Source organism: Lacticaseibacillus saniviri JCM 17471 = DSM 24301, assembly GCF_001311785.1.
GTDB lineage: Bacteria > Bacillota > Bacilli > Lactobacillales > Lactobacillaceae > Lacticaseibacillus > Lacticaseibacillus saniviri.
In genome coordinates this window covers 1-18,810 of the sequence record NZ_BBBX01000006.1, presented here as the reverse complement: position 1 = coordinate 18,810, position 18,810 = coordinate 1, and the positions used below count along the sequence as shown (strand labels likewise).

The window sequence follows — 18,810 nt, the reverse complement described above, 5'->3', positions numbered from 1 at the left end:
ATGGCAAGTTTACTGAACGGGATTACAACCATCACGGGCGGCCAAATTGTGATGATGTTGATTGGCTGTCTGCTGATTTACTTAGGCATTAAGAAAGAATATGAACCAACACTATTAATTCCCATGGGTCTGGGTACAATTCTAGTGAATTTTCCGGGTACAGGGGTGTTGACGCAAGTCGTGGGTGGCGTTAAGACAGAAGGCGTTTTGGACATTTTGTTCAAAGCCGGGATCAACACTGAGCTATTCCCTTTATTGATCTTCATTGGTATCGGCGCCATGATCGATTTTGGCCCGTTACTACAGAACCCATTTATGTTGCTGTTTGGGGCAGCCGCACAATTCGGGATTTTCTTCACCGTTATCGTGGCTGTGCTCTTTGGGTTTGATATCAAAGAAGCGGCTTCAATTGGGATTATCGGTGCTGCTGATGGGCCAACCTCGATCTTCGTCTCAAATCAATTGGCGCCAAAACTATTGGGTGCAATCACAGTGGCCGCGTACTCGTATATGGCATTGGTACCGATTATTCAACCAATGGCGATCAAAGCGGTGACTACCAAGAAGGAACGTCAAATTCGGATGACCTATAAGGCTGAGGCTGTTTCAAAGACGACCAAAATTTTATTTCCAATTATTATTACCGTTTTAGCAGGTTTCATCGCGCCTATCTCTTTACCACTGGTCGGTTTCTTGATGTTTGGTAATCTACTGCGAGAATGTGGGGTGTTGGACCGTCTTTCCCAAACGGCGCAAAATGAATTAGTCAATATCATCAGTATCCTGCTGGGGTTAACAATTGCCGTGAAAATGCAAGCGTCTCTGTTCTTGAACATTCAAACTTTGATGATCATTGCTTTTGGATTAGTTGCCTTCATCATGGATTCTGTTGGGGGCGTCTTGTTTGCCAAGTTGCTGAATCTATTCCGCAAGGAAAAATCAATCCAATGATCGGAGCTGCGGGTATTTCCGCGTTCCCAATGTCTAGTCGGGTGATTCAGAAGATGGCTTCTGAAGAAGATCCTCAGAACTTTGTTTTGATGTATGCAGTCGGCGCCAATGTGTCGGGGCAAATTGCTTCAGTCATTGCCGGTGGTCTCTTGCTCTCATTCTTTAGTTAGGAAGGTAACTGCCAATGTTAAACGATTTAGAAATAGCCTTTGAACTAATGGGCTTTGGGATGGGTGGCGTCTTCTTAGTTCTCTTCATTATCTATGTTGTCGCCAAATTACTCTTGAAATTTTTACCAGCAAAGTAGGTGATTACGATGGCAGTTGAACGCCTGTGGCTGTCGATAAATCCGACGGTGAGACAACAACGGGCTGAATTGCTTGAGCGCGTTGGCTTAGTGGATGATACACAAGTGGATTATGCAGTGGGTATTTTTGAAGACGGCAAACTAATTGCGACTGCTGCCGTCTTTCAGAATATCATCAAGACGGTAGCGGTGAATCCTGACTATCGCAGCCAGGATTATTTGGGCCAAATGATGACAAATCTCTTGAGTTATCTCGATGATCAAAATGAAGCACACAGTTTTGTTTACACCAAACCGAGTCAGATGCAATATTTTCAAGCGTTTGGGTTTCAAATTGTGAGTCACACGGACAGTGTTAGCTTGATGGAACGCGGATTACCTAATTTGGCCCAGTATCAACAGCAACTGCGCCGTGAGCGGATTGATGCCACACCGGCCAGTGCCATCGTCATGAACGCTAACCCATTTACACTTGGCCATCAGTACTTGGTGGAACAAACGGCTACGAAGAGCGGTGCGGTTTATGTATTTGTGGTCACGGAAGACCGTTCCTTCTTTAACACTGAAGAACGAATCGCGATGGTGCAAGCGGGTGTGGCACATTTACACAATGTTGTTGTGATTCCTACTGAACAGTACATGGTCTCTTCAGCGACATTCCCGAGTTATTTTTGAAGGATCAAGCAGACTTAGCCATTGCTAGTGTTCAGGCGCAGCTAGATGCAACGCTATTCAAAACAGCTATTGCACCCCAACTGAATATCAAGCAGAGATTTGTGGGAGATGAACCATTATCTCCTGTCACTGCAATCTATAATCAAGCATTAGTTGCGACGCTTGCGCCAGATGTGAATGTCACAATTGTACCGAGAAAAGCAATTAATGCTGTACCGATTAGTGCGACGGCCGTGCGTGCCGCCTATCAGGCCGAAGATTGGCAACTACTCCAGCAACTGGTGCCAACAACGACTCTGGATTATTTGAAAGGAAGGTAACTCATGGAACTCAAAACAGCAGCAACAGCGGGGACGATGGAATCAAGTGACATTATGATTACATTGACACCCAGTGACAGTGCAACGACGATTTCACTCGATAGTAGTGTGGAAAAGCAATTCGGGGATCAAATTCGAGCGATGATTCAACAAACGTTGGACGCTCTAGCAATCAAACAAGTGCAAGTAACAGCTGTCGATAAAGGCGCACTCGACTGTACAATCAAGGCTCGGACAGTCGTTGCGGCTTATCGTGCAAGTGGCAAAACAGATTACAACTGGGAGGATATCAACGCATGGATAAATTAAGAAGAACAATGATGTTTGTTCCCGGGGCTAATCCAGCCATGTTACGCGATGCGGTTCTGTATGGTGCAGATGCCATCATGTTTGATCTGGAAGATGCGGTTTCGTTGAAAGAAAAAGACGCTGCCCGCTTCTTGGTGTATTCAGCGCTTAAGACGTTTGATTATAGCGGCATCGAAACGGTTGTCCGGATTAACGCGTTGGATGCTGGTGGGGATCAGGATGTCGAGGCTATGGTGTTAGGTGGCATCAATGTTGTCCGCTTACCCAAGACAGAAACTGCCCAAGATATCGTTGATGTCGACAAAGTGATCACTGCAGTTGAGGCCAAATACAATATTCCCGCGGAACCACACATATGATGGCTGCAATTGAATCAGCTGAAGGCGTGTTGAATGCGCGCGAAATTGCTAAAGCGTCACCACGGATGATCGGAATCGCATTGGGCGCAGAAGATTATGTCACAAGTCAAAAGACGCGGCGTTATCCGGATGGTCAGGAATTGATGTTTGCCCGTAATTTCATTTTGCATGCTGCTCGAGCAGCCGGGATTGCTGCAATTGACACAGTGTATTCTGATGTGGCGAATGAAGAAGGCTTGCGCCGGGAAACGGAACTCATCAAGCAATTGGGATTCGATGGAAAGTCAGTGATTAATCCACGTCAAATTCCAGTCATCAATTCAATCTATGCACCGACCCAGGCCGAGGTTCAAAACGCCAAGGAAGTTGTGGCGGCCATTGAGGAAGCTGAAGCTAAGGGATCGGGTGTTATTGCCATTAACGGTAAGATGGTCGACAAACCAATCGTTGAACGGGCATATCGTGTACTCGCTTTAGCGAAAGCATCAAATATGGAGGTAGAAGCATGAAAAATCTGATTGAACGCGATATTCCAGATGAATTTGCGGCCGAATACGGTGTCTACAATGGTGAGTTTGCCAATATTAACGACTATGCTCTCGCACCAAAAAGATTCATCCTGTCAAACCAGGTGATTCCAAACTGCTCGATTCCATTCACGATGCAATCGTCAGGACGGGATTGAAAGATGGCATGACGATTTCTTTCCATCATCATTTCCGCGAAGGCGACTATGTCATGAATATGGTTTTGGACGAAATTGCCAAAATGGGGATCAAGAATATCTCAATCGCACCGAGTTCAATTGCAAATGTTCACGAACCGCTAATTGACCATATCAAGAATGGTGTTGTCACCGATATTACTTCAAGTGGATTGCGTGATAAGGTCGGCGCGGCCATCTCATCAGGTATTATGAAGAATCCCGTTGTGATTCGTTCGCATGGCGGCCGGGCGCGCGCTATTGTTCGTGGTGACATCCACATCGATGTGGCCTTCTTGGGCGCGCCTAGTTCCGATGAATACGGCAATATCAATGGCACTAAAGGTAAAGCAACGTGTGGTTCATTAGGTTATGCCATGATCGATGCCAAATATGCTGATCAAGTGGTTGCCATTACAGACAGTCTGATGCCATATCCCAATACACCAATCAGCATTCCACAAACCGATGTAGACTATGTGGTGGTTGTAGATGCGATTGGGGATCCTGAAGGTATCGCTAAGGGAGCCACCCGATTTACTAAGAATCCTAAGGAATTATTGATTGCGGAGTATGCAGCTAAAGTGATTACGCACTCCAGTTACTTCAAAAATGGATTTTCTTTCCAGACTGGGACCGGTGGTGCATCACTTGCGGTGAGTCGATTCTTGCGCCAAGCAATGATTGATCAGGATATCAAAGCCAGTTTTGCTCTGGGCGGTATTACCAATGCGATGGTGGAATTGATGCAAGAAGGTTTGGTCGATAAATTAATTGATGTCCAGGATTTTGATCATCCATCCGCAGTATCACTGGGCGAGAATGCGGACCATTATGAGATTGATGCGAATATGTATGCGTCACCACTGAGCAAGGGTGCGATGATCAACCAACTGGACATTGCGATTCTGTCTGCACTTGAAGTAGACACTGACTTTAATGTTAACGTCATGACAGGGTCTGACGGGGTATTGCGCGGTGCTTCTGGCGGTCACTCTGATACCAGTGCAGCTTGCAAAATGAGTATGGTGATTGCGCCTTTGATTCGCGGTCGCATTCCAACAATTGTGGATCAAGTGAATACAGTGGTGACCCCGGGAGCCAGTGTTGATGTTGTTGTGACTGAGTTGGGTGTTGCAATTAATCCAGCCCGGCAAGATTTGATCGATATGTTTGCCAAACTCGATGTGCCACAATTTACGATTGAAGAATTAAAGCAAAAAGCTTATGCCGTCACCGGTACGCCAAAGCCAATTGAATATGGTGATCGCGTGGTCGCACTGATTGAATATCGGGATGGCACGCTAATCGATGTGGTTCGCAATGTCTGAATTGACAGGACAAGCAATCGCACTACCGCAGATGCTGATGGCCAAAGAGCAACGTCGCCAGCGACAAATAGCTTGGTTGGCGGATGCGCCTGGTGCCACATTGGTGTGGCTCACGTTACGTATCCCTGGACCTATCAAAACGAATGCGCGGATTGAAGCTTTATTTCAGCAGGTTATACAACAGTTGCAGCAACAATGGGACTCAAAGCTGATTCATCAAGAAATGTGGCGCTTATCTACGGGGCCGGAAGCAGCATTTCTTGTGACGGTGGAAGCAAAGCAACTCAAGCAAGAGATGATGCTTTTAGAACAAAAATCTGGTTTTTATCAGCTATTGGATCTCGATGTCATTGTGCCTGCAGCTGATGGTGTCCAGTCAATCAGTCGGACGACATTTGAGTTACCACCCCGGCCATGCTTGGTCTGTGGTGGCGATGCCAAGAGCTGCAGCCGTTCTCGACGGCACGGATTGGCGACCGTTCAAGACGTGGTTGCTTCAATTATAGAAAAGGGTGAATTGTCATGAGTCAAACTGTCAAAGTGATGGAAACTGTTTTGCGAGATGGTCAGCAGAGTCTGATTGCAACCCGAATGCCAATCGCAGACATGTTGCCAATTCTGCCAAAGATGGATCAAGCAGGGTATCATGCGCTTGAAGTTTGGGGCGGCGCTACATTTGATGCCTGCATTCGATATCTGAATGAAGATCCCTGGGAACGATTGCGTCAGATTCGTGCCCTCACCCCCAATACCAAGTTACAGATGCTATTGCGGGGCCAAAACATTCTTGGCTATAAGAATTATGCCGATGATGTTGTTGAGACGTTTGTGCAACGTTCAATTGAGAACGGTATCGATATCATCCGTATTTTTGATGCATTGAATGATGTGCGTAACCTGGAAACGGCCGTTAAAGCGACAAAGAAATACGGTGGGCATGCACAGATGGCCATTGCGTACACGATCAGTGATTTCCACACCGTGGACTATTATGTCGATTTAGCTAAAGAAATGGCCGCGATGGGTGCGGATTCCTTGTGTATCAAAGATATGGCGGGCATTTTGACACCCAACCGTGCATATGAATTGGTGAGTCGTATTAAGGCCGAGACAACAATTCCCCTTGAAGTGCATACCCATGCCACTGCGGGGATGGCCGAAATGACGTACCTCAAGGCGGTCGAAGCGGGCGCTGACATTATTGATACCGCGATTTCTCCTTTTGCAGGTGGTACCAGTCAGCCTGCGACCGAATCCATGTTGGTTGCGTTGGATGATTTGGGGTACACCACCACAGTCGATCAAAACGTTGCTAGTGAGTTAGCTGATTATTTCAGCCCAATTCGTGATCGATTCCGTGATACCGGTGGCTTGAACCCTAAGGTGAAAGACGTTCAACCAAAGTCGCTCTTGTATCAAGTGCCTGGTGGGATGCTGTCTAACTTATTAGCTCAGCTCAAGGATCAAGGGCTTGAGTCACGCTATCAAGAAGTGCTTGAAGAGGTGCCACGTGTGCGGGCTGACCTAGGATTCCCACCACTCGTAACGCCATTGTCACAGATGGTCGGTACGCAAGCGTTGATGAATGTCATCAGTGGTGAACGCTATCAATTGGTTCCTAATGAAATTAAGGATTATGCCCGTGGCTTGTATGGCCGGCCGCCTGTGGCAATCAAACCGGATATTCTGCATCAGTTAATTGGCGATGAAATACCGATTACTGTGCGCCCAGCTGATTTATTGGCACCGCAATTACCAGAATTTGAACGCAACAGTGCCCCATATGCACATAATATTGATGATGTGCTTATCTATGGGCTCTTTCCAGAACCAGGCCGTGACTTCTTGGGCCGACGTGATGATCGTTTCTATGATGTGCCAATGCAAACAATTAGCGTTAGTTTCTAGTTGCAACTCAGATACAACAAAATCAGCGCTCTGCTATTTGGCAGAACGCTGGTTTTCGTGGCACAGTCAACTGAGAAGAGACATAGCGGCTGTTATGCTAAAATTAGTTATAGAATTGTCTAGCGTCGGTTAAGACATAGGCGAACGGAAACGGGGATGACATTGTGGATGCAATCAGTGCTGCTGTAGCTAGAAACCTTGATTTGACGCAAAATCAGCCACTAAAAGATTTGGTTTATGCGGCTTTTCGCAAGACGATTATCTTGGGGGAAATTCCATCTGGGGAGCGGATCAACGAAAAATTATTTGCAGATACAATGAACATTAGTCGGACACCGGTTCGCTATGCACTTGAGCGGCTCATCGAGGAGGATTTGGTCGCACGCAAACCCGGTATTGGCGTTGTGGTCAAAGGGATTCGGATTCAGGATGCTTATGAAATCTTTGCGATACGGCGAGAACTTGATGCCTTGGCCACTCGTCAGGCAATGAAAATCATGACTGTAGAACAGTTCGACGACCTTAAAGCACTGCTGGAACAAACGGATCAATTGAATCAACAGAACCGTATTGATGAGGTCTTGGCTAATTTTACGCGCTTCAATGACATGATCTATGATGATAGCCAAATGTTCCGCTTGAAGAGCATCGTCAAAAAATTGCGGGAATATCTTTTATTTTCGTGATATCAGTGTGCATGCAAAGGAACGACGCGACAAGGCGTTAGCGGAACACTGGCAGATTTTCGTGCCATGCAACAGCAAGATGTTGATCAAATCAATACATTGACCCGCGAGCATCTGGATCGCTCACTCAATTTTATTATTCAAGAAATGAGGAAACATGACATCAATTAACGCACACAAACTTGCAAAACTTGCCACGACAGCTCTGACGACGGAGGTGACCCTCGCGCCCAAACCGGGCTTAGTGGATCCCGTTTCTAATGGCGCTCATCGTGATATGGACTATGCGTTGTTCATCAAGAGCATTGAAGCACTGGCACCTTATTTTGATGATTACGTCACGCTAGGAGCTACCAGTGTGACCTTGCCAGTGTTGTTTGATGCACTACGCAAGCGCGGTGTTGTGGCGGAGCAGGCCATGCTGACGGCGACAAACCAAATTAATACGCACAAGGGAGCCAATTTTTCGTTTGCCTTTATTTTGGGTGCTATCGGCTGGTGCCAAAAGCATGATGGGTTGGGACTCAATTATCACCGCGTTTTTGAAACGGTGAGCACCATGACGGCAGGCATGGTCGCACGTGATTTTAAACATCTAGAGCAGAAATCAGTATTGAGTTATGGCGAGAAATTGTATCTTGAGCATGGACTGACCGGGATTCGAGGAGAAGCAGAGGAAGGATATCCGATTTTACAAAAAGAGGCGCTACCGTTTCTTGCCAGGTGGCAAGCGGTAACGCCTGAGGAACGTTATTTGCGTTTGATGGTGCATCTCATGGCAACCGTGTCTGATATGAATCTGATTCATCGTGGTGGATTAGAAGCGTGGCAACGAGTACAAGCTGAGGCGCAAAAGCTTGAGGATGAACAGTTATCACTTGAATCATTGAAGCGGCGTTTAGCGGATTGGGATGATGCCTTTATCCAAGCTCACCTCAGTCCGGGCGGAACAGCTGATATCTTAGCGCTCGCTATTTTCTTTGATCAGCTTAGCGCAATTGACGATTGAAGAAATTCAATGTTGGTACCAGGGCATAGTCCGTGTAATCACGGGCGTGACCGGTCCCTGGCACAATTTGTAAAGCGACTTCGCGATTGAGCGTGGCCGCTTTTTTGATGAAGGCGAGCGCGCCACTCAATGGTGTCAGTTCATCCGCTGAATTAAACAGCAATGTTGGTCCGATTTTTGAACTTAACAGGTCGACCGGATTGATCGCAGCGAGGTTTTCTGGGGTTGGGCGTTTCACGTAATTTGTGATGAAATACTTGTAGAAGCTCTCGTGGATGGCGTGTGGATCGGTCAATCCCAGCTCTGTTTGGCATCGAGTGCGGCGACAGTCTTGGTGTGCTGTGCAAACCACAATTCAAAATCCAGGATACCGGACCAAGAAACAGTGGGGTAGCCGGTTTTTAAACTGGTTGTGAGTGTCATGGTGCCACCAACACTCGCGCCGAGCAAGCCAATGCGGTTGCGATCGAATTCAAAATCCGACGCCTTGAACCAATCAATGAAGGCATCAAAATCGACTTGTGCGGCTGGCGCAATCGATGCCGGTGCCAGGCGGTAGTTTGGAATCGCCACAAGATAACCCGCTGCGGCGAAGTAATCACCGATATCGTGTTCATTGGCCTTGTCACCGCGCAACCAGCCACCACCGTGCGCAAAAACAATCGCAGCGCCGTTTGGGGTATCGGGTTGATAGATATCGGCAGTGAGTTGATGCTTCTGGTCAAAAATAATATCTGGGGTCATCATAATCATCCTTTCGTGATGCAGTCTATACGTTCACTCTAGCGACTTCACGCGGTCGTTGCAACCTTTCAGTATTGTAAGTGTGCTTAAGAAAAGAGTAAGAGGGGTTTTCTTTTGGCCCAATCCCATCAATAATAACAAGCATACAGTAGACAGAGATGGAGGCGTTGAATGATGAAACGAATTATCGGTGTGATTGTACTGATTCTGGTGGCCGTTGGTGGCTATTTTGGTTACCGATATTGGGCGGATACTTACCAATCGACCAAGGCCTATGCGGTTGTGCAACAACAGGTGCCTGAAAAGACAAAGGCCAAAGATGATGACGGCAAACTGGCGACTGACGGGCACGACAGGCAGTTGTATCAATACGAATATCATTTTGATTGGGTGACCACGAGTGGCAAAACAATCAGCAATACGTTCTACTTGCTTGGCGTTAACCCAACGCCGCTTAAACCAGGCAGTTACGTGACTGGCGAGGTTTCTAACAAGCGAGTCAATCAAGGACCAAATGCGGTGAGTGAAAGTGATGTGCCAAAGGATGTTCTCGCAAAACTGAACTGACATTTTACGTGAAAAGAAGACGACAATGACACCCCAATATGGGCGATGTCATCGTCGTCTTTTTTGCTTAGTGTCTATTTAGTTTGTGGGAACCAAATTGGCCTCCCACAACAGTGTGGCTTGATACGTACCGGCATTGACCTTCTTGAGTTGTGGGATGTTCAGACTGGCGTGATAGAGCTGACCAGTCGTTTGAGAGAGTCCCTGACCCTGTGGAATGTCAGCGATGCGGGTTGATTGATTGTTAGCAGGCAGGGTAACCACACGATTGGCGACTGTGAAAATCATCGTCGGGCGATTGGACCAGTGGCGATTGGTCTGATTGATGAAAGGTGACAGTCGCGCCGTCAGCACCACCTGATTGTTGCCGGTCGTGGTATCCTGTAAGATAATAGGTTGCGCATTGATTGGGATGACCTGATCGCCACGAAAGAAATCCGCCACGCGCAAGTCCTGGGCTGGGACAAAATCGGGCACCTGACTCAACTTGAACGTCGCTTCTTCTTCTGCCTGAAGCGTCAACGTGGCCGGATTGCTATAGATCACATCACTTTGGCCATTGTAGGTTGTGGTGAGGCCGACTTGGAACCGGCGCAGGTGATCGGGATTGCTTGCAAGCGCGGGATTACTACTGGTGGTAAACGTGTAAGTCGATTGCGTTGCCCCACGAATCAGCTGACGACCACCACTGTCGTTGAGTCGATACCATTGATACGTTAGCTTGGTATTGGGAATCGGGCGAATCCCTTCAGCGCTGAAGGTGACCGGCTGCCCCGCTTGAACCGCTTGGTCGCGCACACCGCCCACAATAAGCGTGGTGGAGGCCTTGTGCTGGCCACTGGTGGCCGTGATCGTCACTTTCCCGTAGCGGTTGGCGGTACTGCTGATATTGCCGGTATCGGGATCGATAGTCACAACGTCTGCTGGTGATACCTGCCAGGTAATGCGATCAGTGGCATCTTCAGGTGTGAGGGTTGCGTGCGCCGTGGTTGAGAATCCTGGAAACAAAATGGGATGATCGACATCAACACTGAGTCCTGTCGTGGCGACAGATTCCGGTAAGACATCGATGGTAATCAAGCGGGTTTGATAGCGCACATCTGCAAACAACGTGCGGGACCATTTGACCTGGACTTGCAGGTAATAAGTACCCACAACGGTCGGATGAAAGATGAAATCATCGGTTTCCGGTGCAGTACCCACGGGTGATTGATAAACATTATTGCTCACCTTGAGCCACGGTACCTTATTGAGTGATTGGCGCCATTCAAAAGTGGCGGTTTTACCGATAATGGCTGCCGCAAAGGTGATATCGGGAGCCGCCACGACTCTGAGTGGCAGGTCCTGATTGATGACAGCATTGTAGTGTGCTCGCGGCTGACTTTTGAACCCACCATTGATCCAGTTATAACTTGGCGAAGGGGAGCCAAAGGGCGGTGTGGGTGGCGCCGCATTAACAGTTTGCTTGGGCGACAGTGCAAAATAAAACTGATGAGAAACACAATTGAGATTAATCGCCGCATTGATTTCAAAGTCCTTTCATTGTGATACCATCAGTATGTGGGAATACCAATTTATTCGCAATGTTTAAAATGATTATATTTATAAAAATAATAGTGAGGAAACCACGTTAATGGACACTTTTGAGTATCAAATCGATGAAAAAACAACTGTTAAAAAGTTTTTATCCTATCATGGGGTTAGCCATCGCTTATTGAAGAAGATGTTTGACCAAAACAAAAATTAGGGTGAACCAGCGTGTGAGTCAAAATCAAAACGCTGAAACCGGGGGATCAACTCGTGATGACGCTGCCGGAACAGGGTGGCATCACACCGAATCAGGGTGAGCTGAAGGTTGTTTACGAGGACAAGAATTGGCTGGTCATTGATAAACCGGCTGGCCTCACCAGTGTGCCTGGCCCGAGTCGTCCCGATGATAGTGTGCTCAATCGCGTGGCGGGTTATCTGATCACTCAAGGCAAAATCGCACCGCAACCAGCAATCATGACGCGATTAGATCGCGATACTACAGGACTGGTGTTGGTCGCTAAGCACGTGCTGGCACAGGGGTGGCTGGATCAACTGGGCGTCAACAAGCAGGTGACGAAACGTTACCTCGCCCTTGCTGTGGGGCACTTGCCACAACAGAGCGGGACGTTTGATCAGCCGCTGGGTATGGCCGAAGATGGGATTCATCGCATGGTGCGCGCGGATGGGCAACAGGCATTGACTCAGTACCGCGTGTTGCAGGAATCTGCCCACTACAGTTTGGTCGAACTGAATTTGGTCACCGGGCGGACACATCAGATTCGGGTGCATATGGCGCATGCGGGACATCCACTCGTCGGTGATCCGCTATATGGCGAAACCATCCCCGCCTTGCAACATCAGGCACTCCTTGCCTATCAGCTCACGTTTTTGATCCATTCACACAAGCGACCCACCAAGTTGAATTACCCATGCCGGCTATTTTTGAGACGTTATTGGCCGCCGATTAAGATGATGGCGCACAAAAAAGAGGTTGTCGCAAAACTATGTTTTGCAACAACCTCTTTTGCTTTACTGAAGCCGAGAATTACTTAACTTCTGTGAAGACCACACGCTTACGCAACTTTGGAGAATACTTCTTCAAAGAAAGACGATCTGGTGTGTTCCGCTTGTTCTTAGAAGTCAGGTAGATCCGTTCACCGGTTTCAGCGTTTGCGAGAATAATATGATCACGCATACGACTTCACCTCACTTTAAAATTGATAACTCACTAATCATACTGGAATTACGGTAAAAGTCAAGGTCTAGCGGGTGAAATTGACCAGCTCAGGGACCTTGTGTTGTGCCGCAATCTCCGCGACGCCTGCAGGATCGTTCTGCGCCATCCCGGCCAAATCAATGGTGTCCGCTTCACCCGTTTCAGCTTGTACCATCCGGAACAAGGCGGCAGCAGGGAAGGCCAAGATGTTGGTATCGGTCACGACGAACTGACTCTCCGTGGTCAAAAAGTCGACATCGGATAAAATACTGAGTTGTGCCTGGTTCGCTTCGATGAAAGTGTTCAGTTCGCTCCATTGATCTTGAATGCCGACAGCGGGACGATCTGGATTGAGCGCAGTGTTGAATTCACGCAGATTTTTTCCCATTGGCGCACTTCTGATTCGGCAAAAGTGGTTTGATCGAGTTGTTGCACGAGTAAAGTATTGACGCTTTCGGCCTTAACTTTATCAGGCATCGCACTCATTCGGGTCACTAAGTCATTGAGACATTGGTAAGCTTTCTTGCTGGCCAGCAGGAAGGCTTGAATGTCTTGACCGCCATTATATTCATAGTTTTCTTTAAATTGATCTGTTAATTGCATACTGAATGAACCCCTTTCATGACGTACCTTAACTATATGCTATTTTGAGGGAATCGTCAGTAGTTTAGTCTCAATCTGTCGGCAAAAATTGCTAAGCTCCAGGTCAATGTGGCCTGATATGCGCCAGCCTGAACATGGGCATATCGCGGCAGCAGTAATTGTGCTTCCTGAAAAATAAGCTGATTCTTGCCTTTACCGGGACTAGCGGTTGTCGCCCGCCAAATGATTTGGGATTGTTCAGTGGCAAGTGTGGTCGCAACAAAATCGGGTGTGGAGTCGATTCGCTGATCTAAAGGCGTATGTCCAATAGGTTGCGCGAGTCTGGTCGCGACCAGATGCAATCGAGTGCCAGGTAATGGTCGCTGAGTTTCAACCTGGCGGGGCGTGCCCATGGTGACGGCGAGCTGCCAATGCGTTGTGAGTGTGGAGAAATCGTCGACCTCAAGTTGCGTGGGTGTCGCCTGGGTGAGGGTTGTGCGTGTATTGATAATGGCTTTGACTGATTGATTCGGAAACGTCAATTGCGGTACGGCACTGAGTGTTGGTGGGGTACTCGTAATCACGGCGGTAATCGGCAGTGTATCGGCGGCGACGGGTGTCGGCAAAAAGAGACTGCCCAAGATTATCAAAATCAAGTATACTTTCATTATGCATTTCTCCATGATTGAAAAGAGGCAAGATTAATGAAGGTGACACGACGACGATTTGAATTGACGGATGCAGACGCTTATTGGGCGCTCATTCAAGATCCCGAGGTGGCGGGTCCGGCGGGGCTCAGTCATTCACGACAGGAAGATCCCAAGCAGCTGATGTATCGCCTGTATCAAGACCCGCAGGAATTTGCGCTTGTGCGAGATGATCAGGTCATTGGGCAGCTGGGCATCTATCAACGTGAGGTGGATCCCACCGCGACGTCCCGTGAAGTTGGGTTTTACTGGCCCGGCCATACTGGGGCCAAGGCATCATGACCGCACAGCTCGAGCAGGTTTTGATGAGCTCAAAGCCAGTGGCATCACTAGTGTGTGGGCCGGAGTATTCTTGGACAACACGCGTTCCATTCACTTACTTGAGCGTTTGGGTTTTCACTATCAGACCACAGTGAGCTTGCCAGCCGGATTGCAAGCGGGTCAACCCCAAGCATTGGGCTATTACCAAAAGGATTTACGAAATGAAAATTAATTGGTTACAGCGCTTCCAAATAAAAGCGGAGAGGTTTCATTTCACGAAATAGCGTAAAAATGATGATTCCCGTCCTAATAATGGTATAATGAAACTACAATAATGTTGGAGGGTTTCAAAATGACTTCAGAGACAGAATATAAAGAAATTTATGCACGGCGTTTGGCGGCAATTGAAAAGGATTCGGCATATACGATTCTTTCCAGCATGAACCAGCCGATGGCGGATGATGCGACAAAGCAACCCAATATATCGTCTACACGGATTTTAAGTTCGATCAACAACAACAGAAAACCAATTCGATTTTGTCTACACGCCATTCGCTAATGTCGATAAGTACGGTCATTCTAAGGCAGACTATCAATCACAACTGCTCTTTGAAACCAACAAATGGACCAATGAGATTCACATCACGGTGTTAGAAACACTGGGGTCAGAGAGTCGCTTAGCGTTTTATGACTTCCAGAATCTTGGTCTGGCACAATTAGCACTCAAGTCATTTATGAATCTGGCTAACAAGATTGAAATCCATGTCGTCAAGGGTAACCTGAGTTCGTTTGATAAGGATAACTTTGCAAAACTGACGCATATCTTCAGTAAGTTCGATTTCGACGTGACAATTACCGATGAAACACATGGAACCGGTCGTATCCGGCGTGTGATGGATTAGTCACACAAGTATCAACAGATTACGCAACCCAACACGTTTGCGTGATTAAACGTAACAAAAAATAGGATGGCCAACTTGTATGGGTTGGCCATCCTATTTTTTGTTGCTTATTCTGCTGTCGCGTCCGGCTTCTTTTTGCGGAAGGCGGTAATCAGGACAGGAATCAATGAGATGGCAATGATGCCCAAGACCACAACGGAGAAGTGACTTTTGACGAAAGGCTGGTTACCGAAGAAGAAACCAGCCACACAGCACATCGTTACCCAGAGAAATCCGCCCAAGAAGTTGTAATGGATAAACTTCTTGTAATCCATGTTGCTCCCACCGGAAACAAAGGGGGCAAAGGTCCGAATCAGCGGCATGAAGCGCGCGATGGCAATTGTCTTACCACCGTGTTTGTTGAAGAACGCTTCCGCTTGAGCGAGTTTATCGCGATTAATCAAGCGCCCGAAGCGACTGCTGTTACTTGCTGCAAGGCCTAGATGCTTCCCGATTTCGTAGTTGACCGTATCACCGAGCACGGCGGCCACAAGGAAGATAGCGAATAACACCCAGATGTTGAGGTTGTAGACGGTATTCGCAGCTAAGGCACTGGCGGCGAATAATAGTGAGTCACCTGGTAAGAAGGGGAAGATGACAACCCCGGTTTCAATAAACACCATTAAGAAGAGGATCAGGTAGGTCCATCCGCCAAAATTATTGACGATCGTGACCAGGTGCTGGTCGATATGCAGGATAAAGTTAATCAGTTCAGTCATGAAAGGACTCCTTAGTGATTGTAATAAGTCGATTATACGGGGCAATATCACCAAAAGCAGGCTTATTACCAAAATTAACTATTTTTCAGTAGATGTCATCTTCCAGTTCTGGGTGTGAGTGTGCCAACCGGCTAGCAGCCGCCGCAGCGATGGCACCCACCAGATCATCTAAGAAGGTGTGAATGTGGCCGGGTTCATGGGCGTTCAACTTGGCTAAAATCCCAGGCTTGACCCGGTCAATGTAACCATAGTTGGTGAAGCCGATTGAACCGTAGACGTTCACAATCGCAAAAGCCAGAATTTCATCGACGCCGTAGAGGCCTTCATCTTCTTCAATGATGGCTTGCAACGGATCATCGAGCGCCTTTTTCTCAGCAGCCTTGTCCAGTGCGATGCCAGTCATTACGGCATTTTGAACTTCGCGTTTTCTGAGCACGATTTCGACGTTGTGGGTTGCTTCCTCCAGATTCAGTGTTGGGATGAATTTGCCCTGTAAGAAGATCACCAGTTCACCGATATCGGGTAGGGTGACACCGCGTTCGGTGAGTAAGTCGATGGTGTGTTCGTATAATTTTGCTTCATTAGACATGATAAAATCCTCCTTTAACGTGTCGGTATTGGCACGCGATTAATGATACAACTGAGAACTGTGCAGTGCCTGGCGCATGTCGGGGTGAATTAAGCCCAGTGCCTGACTCACAGCAATAGGAGCTTCACCGAACCCGCTGGCAATTAACGCCAGCTTGCCGGGATAGGCCGCGGCATCCCCAATGGCGAAGATACCGGGACGATTGGTCATCATCTGTGAGTTAACGGCAATGGCGGTGCGATCCAAGGTGAGGTCCCAGTTACGCAACTGTTTGTTGTCGCTCATGAACCCATAGTTGACGAGCAGATGATCAACGGTCAGTGTTTCGATGTTGTCACCACGAACCTCTTTGAGCTCTAAGGTGAGCGGGTCGGTATCGCGCAAGTCACTGATGAGATAGGGCGTGTGCAGAATGACGCGACTATTTTTCAAAGCATCAACGCTGGATTCTAAACCGCGGAATTCATTGCGGCGGTGAATCAAGTGAACCTCACTGGCGATGGGCGCCAGTGCTAATGCCCAGTCGATTGCGGAGTCACCACCACCAGCGATGGCCACTCGTGTATCGCGGAACTGTTCGAGGTCGCGCACAAAATAGTGAATGTGGGTTTCTTCTAATGAAGGTGGATAGTCGATGGCAAGTTTGCGTGGATTAAAGGCGCCACCACCAGTCGCGATAATGACTGTCTTTGTTAAGATGGTGCCGGTCGTGGTTTCAAGTTCATAACTACCATCATCGAGTTGATTGATCGCAGTGACCATGGTGGCTAGTCGAATTTCAGGATTGAAGTGTTCGAGCTGTTGTTGCAGTTGTTCAGTAAGCGCCTGGCCGTTTGACTCCACGAAACCAGCGATGTCATAAAGCTTTTTAGCGGGATAGAGATTGTAAGGTTGGCCGCCCAAGTTAGCTAAGCTTTCTACTAATAGCACATCTGCACTGCGCAGACCGGCATAGAAAGTTGCAAACATGCCAACGGGGCCGCCGCCGATCACGGTAATTTCATATTGATGCGTTGTCATTATAGAGCCTCATTTCTTCAAAGTAACAGCATAACTCTACCATAGAGTTCAAAAAACAACCACGATGACTAGAAATTTGTGGTGGGATTGCGTATGATGATGAAAAACAAAGGAGCATTCAACCATGACATTACCTCAATTAGATCTCGAACATTTTAACGGCCCAGTCGCTAAGATGACAACCAGCTTAGGCACAATTAAGATTGCCTTGTTCCCAGAACAGGCACCTAAGACAGTCGAAAACTTCATTGGTTTGGCAGACCAAGGTTACTACAACGGCCAAATCTTCCACCGGGTCATCAATGACTTCATGATTCAAGGCGGCGATCCAACTGGGACCGGTGCTGGTGGTGAAAGTATCTGGGGGGAACCATTTGCGGATGAATTCAGCCCAGAAGTGTTCAATATTCGCGGTGCCTTATCAATGGCTAACGCTGGTCCTAACACCAACGGCAGTCAATTCTTCATCGTGACGAATGAACACATTCGCCAGGACATGTTAGCGCAGATGCCAGATGCCGGTTATCCAGAAGCAATCATTGAAGCTTACAAGAACGGTGGCACGCCTTGGCTTGATATGCGCCACACCGTTTTTGGTCAAGTGATGTCCGGCATGGATGTTGTCGACAAGATTGGTCACGTCAAGACGGCCGGCGCAGATCGTCCCGTTGAAGATGTTGTGTTAGAAGAAGTGACCATCGAAAAGTAATTGTGAATGGTCGCCACTTTGCGTGTGTCATGAATTACGGTATACTAGTTCCGTAGTCTAATGAAATGAAGTGGCGGCATGAATTATCGAATCGGTGATATCGTTACCGGCAAGGTGACGGGAATTCAAGCTTACGGTGTTTTCGTGATGCTCGACGAGAAGACACAGGGCTTAATTCATATTTCAGAATGCCAACACGGTTTTGTTAAGGATCTCAGTGACCTGTTTCAGATCGATCAGGTATTGGAAGTCATCATTTTAGATATTGATGAATATACACAAAATAGTTTGTTCGTTGCGTGCGTTGCAGACGGATATCGAGCTGTCCGAACAACCACGACGCAAACATTATTGGACCAATCGTAAGGTGCACACGGGCTTTTCACCCATTGCGGTCTCATTACCTGATCACGTTGCTGAGCAATTACATGACCTCGAGGCAAAAAGGGAGTACAACAATGACGTTGTGCTCCTTTTTTCTTGGTTGGGATCGGCGTGCGACGAACAATATCTCGTAACACGTTTATTGTGTTCGGTATTGGTGATGTATAAACATGCTTTTCCATCAAAAGGCTTCGAAGCATCGGAAAACAAAATTTGCGAGCCAAGATGCAAATTTTGTGTTGACGATAAGTGCCATAGCTGATAAGATAAGTCCTGTTGTTAA

The 18,810-nt window shown here is 47.6% G+C and carries 18 protein-coding genes and 8 pseudogenes; 16 read left to right on the top strand and 10 right to left on the bottom strand.

Features of this window, described 5'->3' with window-relative positions:
* The 10 genes and pseudogenes from JCM17471_RS04500 (at position 1) to citG (ending at position 8,558) form a co-directional block, all read left to right on the top strand.
* Positions 1–1,121, top strand: a pseudogene (locus JCM17471_RS04500) (sodium ion-translocating decarboxylase subunit beta).
* 14 nt (positions 1,122–1,135) lie between these two features.
* On the top strand, positions 1,136–1,258 hold the full coding sequence (locus JCM17471_RS15840; protein ID WP_054776974.1) for an OadG-related small transporter subunit: 123 nt from the start codon (positions 1,136–1,138) through the stop codon (positions 1,256–1,258).
* A gap of 9 nt (positions 1,259–1,267) precedes the next feature.
* Positions 1,268–2,253 (top strand): annotated as a pseudogene (citC, locus tag JCM17471_RS04490) ([citrate (pro-3S)-lyase] ligase).
* Positions 2,254–2,256: 3 nt separating this feature from the next.
* The gene (gene citD, locus JCM17471_RS04485) at positions 2,257–2,562 is read left to right on the top strand and encodes a citrate lyase acyl carrier protein (RefSeq protein WP_054776973.1); all 306 of its coding nucleotides are present in this window, start codon (positions 2,257–2,259) and stop codon (positions 2,560–2,562) included.
* A pseudogene (gene citE / locus JCM17471_RS04480) lies at positions 2,550–3,430 on the top strand (citrate (pro-3S)-lyase subunit beta). The gene citD and the pseudogene citE overlap by 13 nt, the downstream one beginning before the upstream one ends.
* Positions 3,427–4,955 (top strand): annotated as a pseudogene (gene citF, locus JCM17471_RS04475) (citrate lyase subunit alpha). Before citE ends, citF begins: the two co-directional pseudogenes overlap by 4 nt.
* Positions 4,948–5,481: a citrate lyase holo-[acyl-carrier protein] synthase gene (gene citX, locus JCM17471_RS04470; RefSeq protein WP_054776972.1), complete on the top strand. Its 534-nt coding sequence runs from the start codon at positions 4,948–4,950 to the stop codon at positions 5,479–5,481. The pseudogene citF and the gene citX overlap by 8 nt, the downstream one beginning before the upstream one ends.
* Positions 5,478–6,863: an oxaloacetate decarboxylase subunit alpha gene (locus JCM17471_RS04465; protein WP_054776971.1), complete on the top strand. Its 1,386-nt coding sequence runs from the start codon at positions 5,478–5,480 to the stop codon at positions 6,861–6,863. Before citX ends, JCM17471_RS04465 begins: the two co-directional genes overlap by 4 nt.
* Before the next feature lie 164 nt (positions 6,864–7,027).
* Positions 7,028–7,720, top strand: a pseudogene (locus JCM17471_RS04460) (GntR family transcriptional regulator).
* Entirely contained in the window at positions 7,716–8,558 is an 843-nt protein-coding gene (citG, locus tag JCM17471_RS04455) for a triphosphoribosyl-dephospho-CoA synthase CitG (RefSeq protein ID WP_082395214.1), read from the top strand. Before JCM17471_RS04460 ends, citG begins: the two are co-directional and overlap by 5 nt.
* Here the strand turns inward: citG and JCM17471_RS14985 are convergent.
* Together JCM17471_RS14985 and JCM17471_RS14980 are read right to left on the bottom strand one after the other, a co-directional pair.
* Positions 8,539–8,853, bottom strand: a complete 315-nt coding sequence (locus JCM17471_RS14985; RefSeq protein WP_225354126.1) for an alpha/beta hydrolase family protein — start codon at positions 8,851–8,853, stop codon at positions 8,539–8,541. The two genes, citG and JCM17471_RS14985, sit on opposite strands and share 20 nt — an antisense overlap.
* Positions 8,850–9,302: an alpha/beta hydrolase gene (locus tag JCM17471_RS14980; protein WP_225354125.1), complete on the bottom strand. Its 453-nt coding sequence runs from the start codon at positions 9,300–9,302 to the stop codon at positions 8,850–8,852. The genes JCM17471_RS14985 and JCM17471_RS14980 overlap by 4 nt, the downstream gene beginning before the upstream one ends.
* Positions 9,303–9,473: 171 nt before the next feature.
* Here JCM17471_RS14980 and JCM17471_RS04445 point away from each other — a divergent pair, with 171 nt between their 5' ends.
* Entirely contained in the window at positions 9,474–9,869 is a 396-nt protein-coding gene (locus JCM17471_RS04445; RefSeq protein WP_054776969.1) for a DUF1093 domain-containing protein, read from the top strand.
* A 78-nt stretch (positions 9,870–9,947) separates the two neighbouring features.
* Here the strand turns inward: JCM17471_RS04445 and JCM17471_RS04440 are convergent, their stop codons facing one another.
* Positions 9,948–11,195: an Ig-like domain-containing protein gene (locus JCM17471_RS04440; RefSeq protein ID WP_054776968.1), complete on the bottom strand. Its 1,248-nt coding sequence runs from the start codon at positions 11,193–11,195 to the stop codon at positions 9,948–9,950.
* Between the two features lie 307 nt (positions 11,196–11,502).
* On the opposite strand from JCM17471_RS04440, the pseudogene JCM17471_RS04435 reads away from it, so the two are divergent.
* Positions 11,503–12,367 (top strand): annotated as a pseudogene (locus JCM17471_RS04435) (RluA family pseudouridine synthase).
* A 77-nt stretch (positions 12,368–12,444) separates the two neighbouring features.
* Here the strand turns inward: JCM17471_RS04435 and rpmG are convergent.
* The 4 genes from rpmG to JCM17471_RS04420 all read right to left on the bottom strand — a co-directional run bounded on the left by rpmG (position 12,445) and on the right by JCM17471_RS04420 (position 13,865).
* Positions 12,445–12,594 (bottom strand): 50S ribosomal protein L33, encoded by a 150-nt coding sequence (rpmG, locus tag JCM17471_RS04430; RefSeq protein ID WP_054776967.1) that lies wholly within the window; start codon positions 12,592–12,594, stop codon positions 12,445–12,447.
* Between the two features lie 67 nt (positions 12,595–12,661).
* Positions 12,662–13,003 carry a hypothetical protein gene (locus JCM17471_RS14975; protein ID WP_225354124.1) on the bottom strand — a complete coding sequence of 114 codons (342 nt, stop codon included), beginning with the start codon at positions 13,001–13,003 and terminating at the stop codon, positions 12,662–12,664.
* The gene (locus JCM17471_RS14970; protein ID WP_225354123.1) at positions 12,919–13,218 is read right to left on the bottom strand and encodes a hypothetical protein; all 300 of its coding nucleotides are present in this window, start codon (positions 13,216–13,218) and stop codon (positions 12,919–12,921) included. Before JCM17471_RS14970 ends, JCM17471_RS14975 begins: the two co-directional genes overlap by 85 nt.
* A gap of 56 nt (positions 13,219–13,274) precedes the next feature.
* Entirely contained in the window at positions 13,275–13,865 is a 591-nt protein-coding gene (locus JCM17471_RS04420; RefSeq protein WP_054776966.1) for a WxL domain-containing protein, read from the bottom strand.
* 36 nt (positions 13,866–13,901) lie between these two features.
* On the opposite strand from JCM17471_RS04420, the gene JCM17471_RS04415 reads away from it, so the two are divergent.
* Both JCM17471_RS04415 and JCM17471_RS04410 read left to right on the top strand, forming a co-directional pair.
* Positions 13,902–14,186, top strand: a complete 285-nt coding sequence (locus JCM17471_RS04415; RefSeq protein WP_054776965.1) for a GNAT family N-acetyltransferase — start codon at positions 13,902–13,904, stop codon at positions 14,184–14,186.
* A gap of 331 nt (positions 14,187–14,517) precedes the next feature.
* Positions 14,518–15,067, top strand: a pseudogene (locus JCM17471_RS04410) (hypothetical protein).
* Positions 15,068–15,174: 107 nt separating this feature from the next.
* Here JCM17471_RS04410 and JCM17471_RS04405 read toward each other — a convergent pair.
* The 3 genes from JCM17471_RS04405 to JCM17471_RS04395 form a co-directional block, all read right to left on the bottom strand.
* On the bottom strand, positions 15,175–15,825 hold the full coding sequence (locus tag JCM17471_RS04405) for a VTT domain-containing protein (protein ID WP_054776964.1): 651 nt from the start codon (positions 15,823–15,825) through the stop codon (positions 15,175–15,177).
* Between the two features lie 85 nt (positions 15,826–15,910).
* Complete coding sequence (locus JCM17471_RS04400; protein WP_054776963.1) at positions 15,911–16,414, bottom strand: phosphatidylglycerophosphatase A family protein; 504 nt, start codon at positions 16,412–16,414, stop codon at positions 15,911–15,913.
* Positions 16,415–16,453: 39 nt separating this feature from the next.
* Positions 16,454–17,437: an NAD(P)/FAD-dependent oxidoreductase gene (locus JCM17471_RS04395; RefSeq protein ID WP_147661010.1), complete on the bottom strand. Its 984-nt coding sequence runs from the start codon at positions 17,435–17,437 to the stop codon at positions 16,454–16,456.
* A 121-nt stretch (positions 17,438–17,558) separates the two neighbouring features.
* Between JCM17471_RS04395 and JCM17471_RS04390 the strand changes: the two genes are divergently transcribed.
* On the top strand, positions 17,559–18,143 hold the full coding sequence (locus JCM17471_RS04390; protein ID WP_054776961.1) for a peptidylprolyl isomerase: 585 nt from the start codon (positions 17,559–17,561) through the stop codon (positions 18,141–18,143).
* A 78-nt stretch (positions 18,144–18,221) separates the two neighbouring features.
* Positions 18,222–18,582: pseudogene (locus JCM17471_RS14965) on the top strand (CvfD/Ygs/GSP13 family RNA-binding post-transcriptional regulator); the annotation flags it as partial.
* Between the last annotated feature and the right edge of the window lie 228 nt (positions 18,583–18,810).